This window comes from Pseudomonas sp. MPR-R2A5 (assembly GCF_058793055.1).
This window is the reverse complement of sequence record NZ_JBXAFK010000046.1, coordinates 51,205-65,060: the sequence shown is the minus strand read 5'-3', so window position 1 is coordinate 65,060 and position 13,856 is coordinate 51,205. Positions and strand designations below refer to the sequence as shown.

At 60.8% G+C, this 13,856-nt stretch carries 12 protein-coding genes; 9 read left to right on the top strand and 3 right to left on the bottom strand.

Annotated elements, in window-relative coordinates; all coding sequences use genetic code 11:
* Positions 1–287 precede the first annotated feature (287 nt).
* Positions 288–2,024: a cation:proton antiporter gene (locus tag AC1Q6I_RS27105; protein ID WP_146015782.1), complete on the top strand. Its 1,737-nt coding sequence runs from the start codon at positions 288–290 to the stop codon at positions 2,022–2,024.
* On the opposite strand, the gene AC1Q6I_RS27100 is transcribed toward AC1Q6I_RS27105, so the two are convergent.
* Positions 2,011–3,219 carry an ammonium transporter gene (locus tag AC1Q6I_RS27100; protein ID WP_041161126.1) on the bottom strand — a complete coding sequence of 403 codons (1,209 nt, stop codon included), beginning with the start codon at positions 3,217–3,219 and terminating at the stop codon, positions 2,011–2,013. The genes AC1Q6I_RS27105 and AC1Q6I_RS27100 overlap by 14 nt on opposite strands.
* A gap of 346 nt (positions 3,220–3,565) precedes the next feature.
* Here AC1Q6I_RS27100 and AC1Q6I_RS27095 point away from each other — a divergent pair, with 346 nt between their 5' ends.
* From AC1Q6I_RS27095 to AC1Q6I_RS27060, 8 genes are all read left to right on the top strand, one after another.
* Positions 3,566–3,880 carry an ElaB/YgaM/YqjD family protein gene (locus tag AC1Q6I_RS27095; protein ID WP_024074251.1) on the top strand — a complete coding sequence of 105 codons (315 nt, stop codon included), beginning with the start codon at positions 3,566–3,568 and terminating at the stop codon, positions 3,878–3,880.
* Positions 3,881–3,883: 3 nt separating this feature from the next.
* Positions 3,884–4,273 carry a phage holin family protein gene (locus tag AC1Q6I_RS27090; protein WP_024074250.1) on the top strand — a complete coding sequence of 130 codons (390 nt, stop codon included), beginning with the start codon at positions 3,884–3,886 and terminating at the stop codon, positions 4,271–4,273.
* On the top strand, positions 4,270–4,611 hold the full coding sequence (locus AC1Q6I_RS27085) for a hypothetical protein (protein ID WP_024074249.1): 342 nt from the start codon (positions 4,270–4,272) through the stop codon (positions 4,609–4,611). Before AC1Q6I_RS27090 ends, AC1Q6I_RS27085 begins: the two co-directional genes overlap by 4 nt.
* A gap of 90 nt (positions 4,612–4,701) precedes the next feature.
* Positions 4,702–5,865 (top strand): EAL domain-containing protein, encoded by a 1,164-nt coding sequence (locus tag AC1Q6I_RS27080; protein ID WP_024074248.1) that lies wholly within the window; start codon positions 4,702–4,704, stop codon positions 5,863–5,865.
* Between the two features lie 71 nt (positions 5,866–5,936).
* A complete protein-coding gene (locus AC1Q6I_RS27075; protein WP_024074247.1) occupies positions 5,937–7,268 on the top strand; it encodes a deoxyguanosinetriphosphate triphosphohydrolase in 1,332 nt (443 codons plus the stop codon).
* 173 nt (positions 7,269–7,441) lie between these two features.
* Positions 7,442–7,843, top strand: a complete 402-nt coding sequence (locus AC1Q6I_RS27070) for a response regulator (protein ID WP_024074246.1) — start codon at positions 7,442–7,444, stop codon at positions 7,841–7,843.
* Between the two features lie 241 nt (positions 7,844–8,084).
* Positions 8,085–8,708 carry a response regulator transcription factor gene (locus tag AC1Q6I_RS27065; RefSeq protein ID WP_024074245.1) on the top strand — a complete coding sequence of 208 codons (624 nt, stop codon included), beginning with the start codon at positions 8,085–8,087 and terminating at the stop codon, positions 8,706–8,708.
* Positions 8,709–8,716: 8 nt separating this feature from the next.
* Complete coding sequence (locus AC1Q6I_RS27060) at positions 8,717–12,352, top strand: transporter substrate-binding domain-containing protein (protein ID WP_102625060.1); 3,636 nt, start codon at positions 8,717–8,719, stop codon at positions 12,350–12,352.
* 39 nt (positions 12,353–12,391) lie between these two features.
* Here AC1Q6I_RS27060 and AC1Q6I_RS27055 read toward each other — a convergent pair whose 3' ends face one another.
* Both AC1Q6I_RS27055 and AC1Q6I_RS27050 read right to left on the bottom strand, forming a co-directional pair.
* The gene (locus tag AC1Q6I_RS27055) at positions 12,392–12,874 is read right to left on the bottom strand and encodes a GAF domain-containing protein (RefSeq protein WP_024074243.1); all 483 of its coding nucleotides are present in this window, start codon (positions 12,872–12,874) and stop codon (positions 12,392–12,394) included.
* Complete coding sequence (locus AC1Q6I_RS27050; protein ID WP_024074242.1) at positions 12,871–13,761, bottom strand: ATP-binding protein; 891 nt, start codon at positions 13,759–13,761, stop codon at positions 12,871–12,873. Before AC1Q6I_RS27050 ends, AC1Q6I_RS27055 begins: the two co-directional genes overlap by 4 nt.
* Positions 13,762–13,856 lie beyond the last annotated feature (95 nt).

The window sequence follows — 13,856 nt, the reverse complement described above, 5'->3', positions numbered from 1 at the left end:
ACGCAGGTTTCTTTTTGGTTGGCATACATGCACCTCTTACTCATGTTATGCCCGAACACAAAATTTCTGACACCCCCATTGGGGCCGCTACGCAGCCCAACGCGGGGCAAGCCCGCTCGCCACAACAAGCCCGTTCGCCACAAACATCACAATAGGCCCGCTTGCCACGGCAGCTCATCAACCACAATAAGCCCGCCGACCACAATAAAACCCTGACCCAGATCACCATGGCCTATAACTGACTCAGCCACTCTCACGGCCTTTTGTCCGCTCGCCCCGCAACGGAGATGCTTGTGTTCGCCAACCTGCTGATCATTCTGGCCTCATCCCTGGTGGTGATTGCGCTGTTTCGCCGGCTGCAATTGCCCCCCGTGCTGGGCTACCTGTGCGTGGGCCTGGCCGTGGGACCGACCGCCCTCGACTGGGTGAATGACAGTGAAGCATTGCCCGACCTGGCCGAACTCGGCGTGGTGTTCCTGCTGTTTTCCCTGGGCCTGGAGTTTTCCCTGACCAAGATGCTCGCCCTGCGCCACGTGGTGTTTGGCTTGGGCAGCTTGCAGGTACTGGGCTGCGGGATGCTGCTGGGAGGCCTGTTGATGGGGTTTGGGCTCGCGCCCGGCGTCGCACTGTTGCTCGGCGCCGGGCTGGCCTTGTCCTCCACGGCCATCGTCAGCAAGGAGCTGACCAGCCTCGGAGAAATCTTCAGCAGCCATGGCCAGAATGCGATTGGCGTGTTGCTGTTCCAGGATGTGGTCGCGGTGCTGCTATTGACGCTGGTGCCGGTGTTTACCGGCAGCAGTGAACAGGCCTGGTACTGGGCGCTGCCACTGACCCTGGGCAAGACCGGGGTGCTGTTCATTGGCCTGTTGCTCGCCAGCCGTTGGTTGTTGCCACGCCTGTTCCATGAAGTCGCCGCCTCCCACTCGGCTGAGCTGTTCGTGCTGCTGGCCTTGGTGATCGTCCTGCTGACGGCCTGGCTCACCCATTTGCTTGGGCTCTCCCCTGCCCTCGGCGCCTTTCTGGCCGGCATGCTGCTGGGAGAAAGCCACTACCGGCACCAGATCGAAGCGGATATCCGGCCATTTCGCGACATCCTGCTGGGGCTGTTTTTCGTCAGCATCGGCATGCTGATCGACCTGCAACTGTTCCTTAGCCACAGCCTGCTGATCCTCGGCCTGACCCTCACGCTGATGCTGGTCAAAGGGTGTGTGGTGGCCGCACTGGTCAAGCTGCGTGGCAGCGACAGCGAAACCGCCTGGCGCAGTGGCCTGGCCCTGGCCCAGGGCGGCGAATTTTGTTTTGCATTGATGGCGCAGATGCAACAGGGCCGGCTGATACCCGATGAATTCAACGGCCTGCTGCTCGCCGCGACCTTCTGCTCGATGCTGCTGACCCCACTGCTGTTGCGCGCCGCACCGGCCATCGCCCTGCGGCTGCACCGTAAACCCAACCAGCAAGTACAACTGGAAGCCATCACCGCGCTCAACGCCCAATTGCACGGGCATGCGGTGATCTGTGGCTACGGGCGGGTCGGCCAATCCATCGGGCGTTTCCTGCGTCGGGAACAACAGGCTTACATCGCCCTGGATGATGACCCGGAACGGGTGCAGGAAGCCGCCACCGAAGACAGCAGCGTGCACTACGGCGACTGCCGCCGTGGCGCCTTGCTCAGCGCGGTCGGCCTGGAGCGGGCGCGGTTGGTGGTGATCGCGGTGGACAATACCGATGTGGCCCTGGCGGTGCTGAAGGAGGCGCGCCGGATCAACCCGCAGGTACCGATCCTGGTGCGCACCCGCGACGACAGCCAACTGGCCGAGCTGAAAGCCGCCGGCGCCAGCGAAGTGGTGCCGGAGCTATTGGAGTCGAGCCTGATGCTCGCCTCCCACGCCTTGATCCTGCTGGGCCTGCCGGACCATCAGGTGCAGGCGCGGGTGGATGAAGTGCGACATAACCGCTACCGCCTGCTGCACGGCTTTTATTCGCACCCGGGCACTGACGAAGAGGCGCCGATCAATCCTGACTGACTGCGCCGATCTTGTGGATCGACAGGTCCGCGCCGTAATACTCCTCTTCCTGGCTAAGGCGCAGCCCATGTACGTGCTTGATCACGCCATACACCAGCAGGCCGCCGCCCAGCGCCACGACCACGCCGAGGGCCGTACCGATCAACTGGCTGAGCAGGCTCACGCCGCCCAAACCGCCCAGGGCCGCCTGGCCGAAGATGCCGCAGGCAATGCCGCCCCACACGCCGCACAGGCCATGCAGCGGCCACACGCCCAGTACATCGTCGATTTTCCAACGATCCTGGGCGGCGATAAAGCACCACACAAACAGGCCACCGGCCACTACCCCCGTGACCAGAGCGCCCACCGGGTGCATCAGGTCGGAACCGGCGCAGATCGCCACCAGCCCGGCCAGCGGGCCGTTGTGCAGGAAGCCGGGGTCGTTGCGACCGATCACCAGGGCCGCCACGGTGCCACCGACCATGGCCATCAACGAATTGACCGCCACCAGGCCGCTGACCCCGTCCAGGGTCTGGGCGCTCATCACGTTAAAGCCGAACCAGCCGACGATCAGAATCCACGAGCCCAGCGCCAGGAACGGAATACTCGACGGCGCAAACGCCACCAGGCGCCCTTCGCGATAACGTCCATTGCGCGGCCCCAGCAACAGCACCGCCGCCAGCGCCAGCCAGCCGCCCATGGCATGCACCACCACCGACCCGGCAAAATCATGGAAGCGGGCACCAAAGGTCGCGAGCAACCAGGCTTGCAGGCCGAAATTGCCGTTCCACACCATGCCTTCGAAAAACGGGTAGATGAAGGCTACGATCAACGCCGTCGCGCACAACTGCGGAGCGAACTTTGCACGCTCGGCAATGCCCCCGGAAATGATCGCCGGGATCGCGGCGGCAAAGGTCAGCAGGAAGAAGAACTTCACCAGGCCATAGCCATGATCGACACTGATCACCGCGGCCGGATGCATGAAACTCACGCCATAGGAGATCCAATAGCCTATAAAGAAATAGGCCAGGGTCGAGATGGCGAAGTCGCTGAGGATCTTCGACAGGGCGTTGACCTGGTTCTTCTGGCGCACGGTGCCGACTTCGAGGAAGGCGAAACCGGCATGCATGGCCAGGACCATGACCGCACCAATCAGGATGAACAGAGTGTTGGAGCTATGGACAAGAGTGTCCACCGCGCTTTGCAAATTTTCCATGGAGGTTGGCAGGCCTGCATTAAAGGCAAAAAGCACCAAAGCGGTTCAAGCCAGCGAATCGCGCACTAAATTGGCACCAGCGGCCCCACCCCTCTTGCGAGGGTGTGAACCGCTTTAGCGCAGCGATCAGCACAACGGGCCATCCCCGACAGGGTTTTTCCGCGAGTTTCAGTTATTTTGGGTAAGGTTTTTGTAGGCTTGAGCCCCGACCGCCCAGATTCAGCGCAGGCCCAGGGGCAGGCGCACCAAGGCAAAGCAAAAGCTGTACCACACAATTGCAATGAACCTTCACCGACACCGGTGACTCGAAACCACACGCATAGATCAGCCACTCACGGAGATAACCATGGCCAGCAAAACGACGAAGACGGCTCAAGAAATACTGATGGCGGATTTTCAAACCCTGGTCAGCGATACCGAAAAGTTGCTCGACGACACCGCCATCCTGGCCGGCGACCAGGCCGACGAGCTGCGCGCCAAGATCCACGACAGCCTGCTCAAGGCCCGCGAAACCCTGCAACTGACCGAAGATTCCCTGCGCGAGCGCAGCAAGGCCGCCGTCACGGCAACGGAAGATTACGTGCAGGCCAACCCCTGGCAGTCGGTGGGCATTGCCGCCGGCGTGGGCTTTCTGATCGGCCTGTTGGCTACAAGGCGCTAAATCATGTCTATCGGCGAATCCGGCTCGTCAACGGGCCCAAGTTCTACCTCACGGCGCCTGGGTGCGGCTGTGCTGGGCTTGCTGCACAGCCATGTCGAACTGTTTGGTATCGAATTGCAGGAACAGAAGGCGCGCACGGTCAGCCTGCTGCTGTTTGCCGGCCTGGCGCTGGTGTTTGCCCTGTTGTTGCTGGTGGGGTTGTCGACCCTGGTGATGATCCTGGTGTGGGACACCGGCTACCGCCTGACCGGGATCGTCTGCCTCTGCGTGTTCTATACCCTGGCGGCAGCCTTTTGCGGCGTGCGCCTGAAAGCAGCGGTGTTCGATGAGTCCACGCCGTTCCACGCCACGCTCGAAGAGCTGGCCAATGATCGGGAGCGCCTGTTGCCATGAGCCTGAATGAAATCCCGCCCTCCACGACCCGTCGGGAAATGCGCAAGGCGTTGATCCGCCTGCGCATGGAAATGCATCGCCAGGAAATCCGCCACGAGTCCCAGCAACTGATGCTGCCCCTGACCAAGGTGCGCAACATGAGCCATAACTGGCAGGACAGCCTCGGCATCAAGCACGCGCCGCTGTGGGGCGTGGCGGCGGTGACGCTGATCGGCTTCTTTACTGGCAAGGGTGCCAAGGGCGGCAGCATCAGTAGCCTGACCCGCCTAGTGCGACTGGGCGCTGGCTTGATTCCACTGATCAAACTGGCCATGCAAGGCGCTTCACGCAAAGGTTGAGCCCTGCTGGCTGCATTCTTGCAAACAGAAACGACCCGGCCCTCCTGCGAGGGCCGGGTCTTTTTTCGCCAACGCTTTTAAGGAGGCCCCGTGATTGACGGGCAACCGCTCGCCTGCTTCCAGCCGTTTATCGACACCGCCACCGGACGCATTGCCGGCGTTGAGGCCCTCGGCCGCCTGCGCCAGGCTGATGGCCGCCTGCTCTCCGTCGGCCCGCTCTTTGCCGACCCGCGCACCCCAGGCGGAGCATTGCGTCGCCTGGACCGGCAGATTCGTGACAACGCCTTGAGCCGCCTGCATGAGGTGCCGCAGGACTGGTTCCTCAGCCTGAACATCTCGCCGCGCTGGATCAACCGCTTGCGCGTCGGCCAGGCCTTGCCCAGCCTGCAACAGCTCAAAGCCCATGACGTCGACCCGGCCCGTATCGTGTTCGAGATCACTGAACTGGGTGGTGATATCCAGCGCCTGGCCGATGTGGTGGCGCGCTATCGCGAGGCCGGCGCGCGCATTGCCATCGATGACTTCGGCGCTGGTTATTCCCAGCTCGACCGGGTACTGGCCTTGCAGCCGGACATTCTCAAGCTGGACATGCGCCTGTTCCAGGAAGCCGCCCGCGGAGGCCCCAGCAGCGAAGTGGTGCGCGCCCTGGCGCAAATGGCGGAAAAAACCGGCTGCTGGATCATCGCCGAGGGGGTTGAAACCGAGGCACAGTTGAGCTTCGCCCTGGAGTGTGGCTCGCGTTATGTGCAGGGCTATCTGTTCGCCCAGGCCCAGTTGGACTGGTTTGCCACCGATGCCTTCGTGCCGCGCTTTGCCCAACTGCGTGCCGCGTACGTCCAGCAGAAACTGGCGGAGCGCGGGCGCGTCATGCAACTGCGCCGGCAATTGGCCGAGCTGATGAGCATCCTGCAGGCCTGGGCCCAGGGCCAGGCGCCACTGAGCCAGCTGCCGCAACTGCCGGACTATCCATGGTTGTTGCGCTTTTACCAATGCGACCGCCATGGCACCCAACTGACGCCCAACTTCGAATGGCGCCAGGACGCCTGGCAAGCCGACAGCCGCTATCTGGGCCACAACTGGTCGTGGCGCCCATACTTCTATCATCTGCTGGCTGAAGGCTGGGAGGAGCGGCGCCTGACGCTGTCCTCGACCTACCGCGATGCCACCACCAACCAGTATTGCCTGACCGCCGGACAATTCTTCGATAATGGCCAGCGCTTGCTGTTGATCGATATCGACGCGGCCGGCCTGTAGATTTTTGCTTGCCCCGCCAAGGCGGAACCGGGAAGCTGGGCGGGTCATTCACCGCACGGAGAGTACCCGCCTTGGATTGGCCCACCCTGCTGACCCGCGAACGTCTTGGTAAACCGCTGCACAGCCCGGAAGAACTGGGCCGCAGCCCGTTTCACAAAGACCACGACCGCATCATTTTCTCCGGCGCGTTTCGCCGCCTGGGCCGCAAGACCCAAGTGCACCCTGTGTCGAGCAACGACCATATCCACACGCGCCTGACCCATTCACTGGAAGTCAGCTGCGTCGGACGGTCACTGGGCATGCGCGTGGGCGAAACGCTACGCAGCGCCCTGCCCGACTGGTGCGACCCGAGCGACCTGGGCATGGTGGTGCAATCAGCCTGCCTGGCCCATGACATCGGCAACCCGCCGTTCGGGCATTCCGGCGAAGATGCGATTCGCCATTGGTTCCAGCAGGCGGCCGGGCGCGGCTGGCTGGACGACATGAGCACCGCCGAGCGCAATGACTTCCTCAATTTCGAAGGCAACGCCCAGGGCTTTCGGGTACTCACGCAGCTGGAATACCACCAGTTCGACGGCGGTACCCGGCTGACCTACGCCACGTTGGGCACCTACCTGAAATATCCCTGGACCGCGCGCCACGCGGACTCGTTGGGCTACAAGAAGCACAAGTTCGGCTGCTATCAAAGCGAACTGCCGATCCTCGAACAGATCGCCCACAAGCTCGGCCTGCCGCAACTCGAAGAACAACGTTGGGCCCGCCACCCGCTGGTGTACCTCATGGAAGCGGCAGACGACATCTGCTACGCCTTGATCGACCTGGAAGACGGCCTGGAAATGGACTTGCTGCAATACGCCGAGGTCGAGTCGCTGCTCCTCGACCTGGTGGGCGACGACCTGCCGCAGACCTATCGGCAACTCGGCGCCCAGGATTCGCGTCGACGCAAACTGGCGATCCTGCGCGGCAAGGCCATCGAACACCTGACCAATGCGGCGGCGCGGGCCTTTGTCGAACAACAGGACGCCCTGCTGGCCGGCATGCTGCCTGGTGACTTGGTCGAGCATATGCACGGCCCCGCCAAGCGTTGTGTGTTGGATGCCAAAGACATGGCGCGCAAGAAGATCTTCCAGGACAAGCGCAAGACCCTGCATGAAATCGGCGCCTACACCACGCTGGAAATTCTCCTCAACGCCTTCTGTGGTGCAGCCCTTGAGCAACATGGCGGGCGCACGCCGTCGTTCAAGAACCGACGCATCCTCGATCTGCTCGGCAATAGCGCACCGGATCCGGCCTGGTCGCTGCACGCCTCGTTCCTGCGAATGATTGACTTCATCGCCGGCATGACCGACAGCTACGCCACTGAGATGGCGCGGGAAATGACCGGGCGCTCAAGCCCTCAATAATGTTTTCGATCACGCGTCTGTTCCCTGAAAAGAATCTCCCTACGATGGGAACAGAGCGGCCTGATCGAATTCGTACAAACCGCCGATGAATAATCACGCACCCTCTTAGGGGGCATGGCGAGACGTTCCTACGCCCCGCCCAATCGCCGCTTGACTCACCGTGTGCCCTTCTTATGCCTAGATATCGCCTTCGCCTCCTGTTGGTGGAGGATCACCCTTTTCAGTTGCTGGCGACCCAGTGCCTGCTCAACAGCTTCGGTTTCGACCGGTTGACCCTGGCTGAAAACGCCGAACAGGCGATCCGGCTGATGACGCAGTGCGAACAGCCCTTCGACCTGATGCTGTGCGACCAATGCCTGCCCGACCTGCCAGGGCTGGAGTTGGTCGAAATCGCCAGTCGCGGAGGTTTTATCGTGGGAGCCATCTTGCTCAGCGGCTTGCCCGCACTCGAACTGGAAAACCTGAATACCCAAGCCCTGCAACGTAACTTGCCATTGCTGGGTTACTTGGCAAAGCCGTTAAACCGCGACGAACTGATTGACTTGATACCCGCCACTCTAAATGTAGGAATTTAAACATGTTCATATAAGAAAAACTTACAACAACCCGGCTACTAAAACATTGGCAGCGACAGGAGCCCCGTCGCTCCCCATGCTCAGACACAAACACCCACAAAGCCTCAGCAACTCGTAAGACGATACCTTTTTTAATGTAGGATTTTTCCTGTTTTGTACCTATTCCCCTTGAGCTTCATGCTCCTTCCTCAGCTTCTGAGCTAATGTGCCCGCTTTATTTGCACTTGCATGGAATGTGATTATGAACACAGTTTTCATCATCGATGACCACCCTGTTATCAGGCTGGCGATTCGAATGTTGTTGGAACATGAAGGTTATAAGGTCGTCGGCGAAACGGATAATGGTTGTGATGCGATACAAATGGTTCGCGAATGCCTTCCGGATTTGATCATTCTGGATATCAGTATTCCGAAACTTGATGGCCTCGAAGTACTCTGCCGCTTCAACGCCATGAACACCCCGATGAAAACCCTCATCCTGACGGCACAATGCCCAACCCTGTTTGCCACCCGCTGTATGCGCTCTGGCGCCGACGGCTATGTGTGCAAGGAGGGCGACCTGAGTGAATTGCTGAGTGCGATTCGCGCGGTATTATCGGGTTATAACTATTTCCCGAGCCAGGCATTGAACGCTTGCGGCTCGGAAGGTAATTCCGAAGAGCTGGAACTGTTCAAGGCCGTTAATGACCGGGAATTAATGGTTTTGCAACTTTTTGCACAAGGCCGCACCAATAAAGAAATCGCCAAAGGCATGTTTCTAAGTAACAAGACCGTCAGCACCTATAAAAAGAGGCTTATGCAAAAACTCAAAGCCAAGTCCTTGGTAGAACTTATCGAGTTGGCAAAACGAAACGCGCTAGTGTGAGAAAGCGGATGCCCAGGCGTATAAAGGACTATTTGATCATATTGAGCGCAGGCATGTGCTTGAGCACCGCCGTGCTCGCCGTTCAAACAGAACCGGAACACTTCACCTTGTTGAGTCGCGCAGTCGGCGTTCAACTGGACTCCCAACTGGACACTGCCCAGCGGCAGTGGCTACAGAACAAACGCGAACTGGTGTTAGGCACTGCGGCACCTGACTACCCGCCCTTCGACCTCACCTCCAGTGGTCGCGACTACGAAGGGCTGACTGCCGACTACGCCGGGTTGCTGGCCAAAGCGCTGGACTTGCCGATCAAGGTGATGCGCTACCCGTCACGGGAAAAGTCCATCCAGGCCCTCGAAGCAGGCGAGATTGACTTGTTGGGCTCCTCCAACGGCTTCGAGGCCGCGAATCCGAACCTGGTCCTATCAGCCCCCTATGCCGTGGATCAACCGGTGCTGGTCACTCGGGAGGGTGAGACACGCAGCCTCAGCGAGGCCCTGGCTGGGCTGCGCCTGAGCCTGGTCTACCATTACCTGCCCCTGAGCGAAGTGGAGAAGCTGTACCCCGATGCAATCATCAGCACCTATCCCTCTTATCAAAATGCCCTGAATGCGGTGGCGTTCGACCAGGCAGACGTGTTTCTCGGCGATACCATCTCGACCCACTACATGATCAACAAGGGCTACCTGAAGAACATTCACATGGCCAACTTCGGCAAACATGAAGCCTATGGCTTCAGTTTTGCCCTGCGCCGGGACCAGCACGTGTTGCTGGGCATTGTGAACGCAGTGCTGGCGGCCGTGCCCACCAACGAACGCGAGAGCATCGCCAAGCGCTGGAGCGCCGGCAGCGATATTTTGCTGACCGACAAGAAACTGCAATTAACCCCGCGCGAGGAGCGCTGGCTCAAAGAGCATCCCGTGGTGAAAGTGCTGGTGAACGAAACCTTCGCGCCCCTGACCTTTTTCGACGCGGACGGCAATTTTCGCGGCATTACCGCCGACCTCCTGGAGCTGATCCGCCTGCGCACCGGCCTGCGCTTCGAGATCCAGCGCGGGCGGGATGTGCACGCGATGATCGAACAGGTCAGCAACCACGACGCCGACATCATCGGGGCCATGACGCCCAGTGTCGAACGGGAAGCGCAACTGGATTTCAGCCGGCCCTACCTGGAAAACTCCTACGTGCTGCTGACACGCAAAGAGCCCGGCGCCCCCTCGAACCTGGAGCAGATGGCAGGCAAGCGCCTGGCGATTACCCAGGGCAACCCGCTGCATGCGGTCCTGCGCAGGGACTTTCCACTGATCCGCCTGGTGGAGACCAGTGACACCTTCAAAGCCTCGGAGCTGCTCGCCCAGGGCCAGGTGGAGGGTGCGGTGAATTCGTTGGTAATCGCCAACTATTTCCTGTCATCGCCGATGTTCCAGGACAAACTGCAAATCAGCACCAGCATCGGCACTCTTCCGGCCACCTTTTCCCTGGCGACCTCACGCCATGCCACCGAACTGAGTTCAATCCTCGACAAGGCCCTGCTGAGCATCGCCCCGGATGAACTGGGCGTGATCAACAGTCGCTGGCGGGGCTACACCGCCGCCTCCGACAGCTACTGGCGCAATTACCACCACTTGATCGCCCAGATCATCATCGGCACCGGCTTGCTGCTATTGATTTCCCTGACCTGGAACGCCTACATGCGTCGCCAGATCAAGCACCGCCAAATGGCTGAGCGCGCCCTTAACGATCAGTTCGAGTTCATGCGCGCGCTGGTCAACGAAACGCCCCACCCGATTTATGTACGCGACCGCAACGGCCTGCTGCAGACCTGCAACGACAGCTACCTGCAGGTGTTCGACGCCAAGCGCGAGGACGTGATCGGCAAAAGTGTGGTGCAGATCGGTACGGCGCTGGAAACGGAGGCCGCGCAATACCATGCGGACTATTTGCGCGTCGTGGCACAGGGCGACCCAATGATCCTGGATCGCCCGCTGCACATCCGTGGAAAAAAACTGACGATCTACCACTGGATCCTGCCCTACCGCGACTCAACCGGTGAGGTCCAAGGCATTATCGGTGGCTGGATCGACATCAGCGAACGGCGCCAACTGTTCGATGAACTACGCGCCGCCAAGGAGCAGGCCGACGAGGCCAACCGGGCCAAAAGCACGTTTCTGGCGACCATGAGCCACGAAATCCGCACGCCGATGAACGCGGTGATCGGCATGCTGGAGCTGACCCTCAAGCGCGCCGACCAGGGTCACCTCGATCGACCGGCCATCGAGGTCGCCTACAACTCGGCCAAGGACTTGCTGGAGCTGATCGGCGACATCCTCGACATCGCGCGCATCGAATCCGGCCGCTTGAGCCTGGCCCCCGAGCGGGTCAACCTGAAGGAAGTGATCGAATCGGTGGTCCGCGTGTTCGACGGCCTGGCGCGTCAGAAAACCTTGAGTCTGTTGCTGGAGTTCAAGCCTGAACTCGAAGACACCGATGTGCTGATCGACCCACTGCGCTTCAAGCAGGTGCTGTCCAACCTGGTGAGCAATGCAATCAAATTCACCGAACGTGGCCAGGTAAAGATCAAGGTGGACGTTCAAGCCACCGAAATGCCCCAGCAGGTCGAGCTCAAGCTGGTGGTCGAGGACACCGGCATCGGCATCAGCCGGGACGACCAGCTACGCCTGTTCGAGCCCTTCGCCCAGGCCGATAATTCCGGCCACTTGGCCAGGAGTGGCGCGGGTCTTGGGCTGGTCATCTGCCGTAGCCTGTGTTCAATGATGGGCGGGCAACTGAGCCTGAGCAGCGTGCCGATGGTGGGCACCCAAGTGCATGTCAGCCTGAAGATGAACCGCCTGCTGCCGGTCGTGGCCGCGGACGAATCCAAGCCCATAGCAGCGGCACCGGCGCCGGTGCTCAATGTGCTGGTGGTGGACGATCACCCCGCAAACCGCCTGCTGATGTGCCAGCAACTCGGTTACCTCGGCCATCAGTTCACCGCCGCCCAGCACGGGGCGGCCGGGTTCCAGGCGTGGCGCCAGGAACACTTCGACCTGGTCATCGCCGACTGCAACATGCCAATCATGAACGGCTATGAGCTCTGCCGCTCGATCCGCGAATATGAGCAGCGAGAGCAACTGCCCGCTTGTGTCGTGCTGGGCTTTACCGCCAATGCCCAGCCCGAAGAGAAACTGCGCTGCGCCGAAGCGGGCATGAATGATTGCCTGTTCAAGCCCATCAGCCTCACGGCATTGGAGCGGCAACTGGCGCAGATCGAGCCACAACGGCCGGCCATGCAGCTGGACCTCACCAGCCTCGACGCCCTGACGGGAGGCGACCCACAGTTGAGTCGACGCCTACTCGAGGAGTTGTTGAGCAGCAGCGCCCATGACCGCCAGGAACTCGTCGCGATGTTGGTTCGACAGGCCTCGCCCCAGGACATCATCGAGCAAGCCCACAAGATCAAGGGCGCCGCCCGCATCGTGCAGGCCGTCGGGCTGGCCGGTCAGTGCGAAGCGCTGGAACAGGCATGCGCCCGAGGCGATGACTACCGCGTGATCGAAACCGGTATCAAGGCCCTGGAGAAATGCATGCTGGAAATGGAGCGAATGCTGCACATGCAGCTCAACAGCCTGAATTCATCGGGATAGGCAGACGCGAGCTTGACCGCTCGCGCCTGCCGCCACCTGTCAGCAGTCGGTCAACCGCAGGAAAATCGCCGCCAACTGTTCGATACCGGCCTGGTCCTGCACGGTAAAGCGGGCCAGCGAAGGGCTATCGAGGTCGAGGACGCCAATCAGTTGGCCGTTCTTGACCAGCGGCACCACCAGCTCACTGTTCGAGGCACTGTCACAGGCGATATGCCCGGGGAACGCGTGCACGTCTTCCACTCGCTGGGTTTGCCGCGTTGCCGCGGCCGCCCCACATACGCCACGACCGAAGGGGATACGCACGCAGGCGATCTGGCCCTGGAACGGGCCGAGCACCAATTCATCATTGCGGTTGAAGTAAAAGCCGGCCCAGTTCAGGTCGTCCAGCTGGTTGAACAAGAACGCAGAAAACTGCGCGCTATTGGCGATGAAATCCCGCTCATCGGCCAGCAGCGACTCCAGCTGCGCGCACAACAGGGCATAGCCATCCAGACCGGTACCGGCCTGTTGCAAATCGATCATGGTTGACGCTCCAGCAATTTAAGGCCCACCCAGTAACGGGCGAACTGATACGCGCACCGGCCGTTGCGATTGCCACGCCCGGTGGCCCAGCGTACGGCGAGGATGTCGAGGGCTTCATCGCGCTGCCACGGCAAGCCGGCCTTGTTCGCCAGCTCACCGATCCAGTGCTCGACCACGTTAAGGAAGTGTTCCTGGGAAAACGGGTAGAACGACAACCACAGGCCAAAACGGTCGGACAAGGCGATCTTGTCTTCCACCGCTTCACTGGGGTGCAGCTCGCCATCCACGCGCTTCCAATTGTCGTTGTCGCTCTGGTTTTCCGGCACCAGGTGACGACGGTTGGACGTGGCGTACAGCAACACGTTCTCCGGGGCCTGCTCCAGGGATCCGTCGAGCACGCTCTTGAGTACGCGGTAGTCGCCTTCGCCAGCCTCGAACGACAAATCATCGCAGAACAGGATGAAACGCTGCGGCAACTTGAGCAATTGCTCGACCACGCGCGGCAGGTCAGCCAGGTGATCACGTTCGATCTCGATCAGGCGCAAGCCGGCCTTGGCGTGCTGGGCGAGTAAGGCCCGCACCATGGACGATTTACCGGTGCCGCGCGACCCCCACAGCAACGCATGGTTGGCCGGCAAGCCGTCGAGAAACTGCTGGGTGTTGCGCGCCAGTTGTTCACGCTGCTTGTCGACGCCGATCAAGTCAGACAAGCGCATGTCCAGGCTCACGTCCAGGGGCAGCAAAAAGCCGCTGCGACCGTCACGCTGCCACCGGGCGGCGAGGCACTGGTTCCAGTCGATGGTTTGGCGCGGAGCGGGTAACAAGGGTTCCAGGCGAGCGAGCACAGCGTCGGCACGCTCAAGAAAGGCATTCAATCGAGAATCCACGACTATTCCTCTGGCAAGTTCTTGCAAAAGATGGCGTATTGGCAACCCTACGGCTGACTGCTGGGGGCTGCCCCCATAAAACCTAACGATTCGTG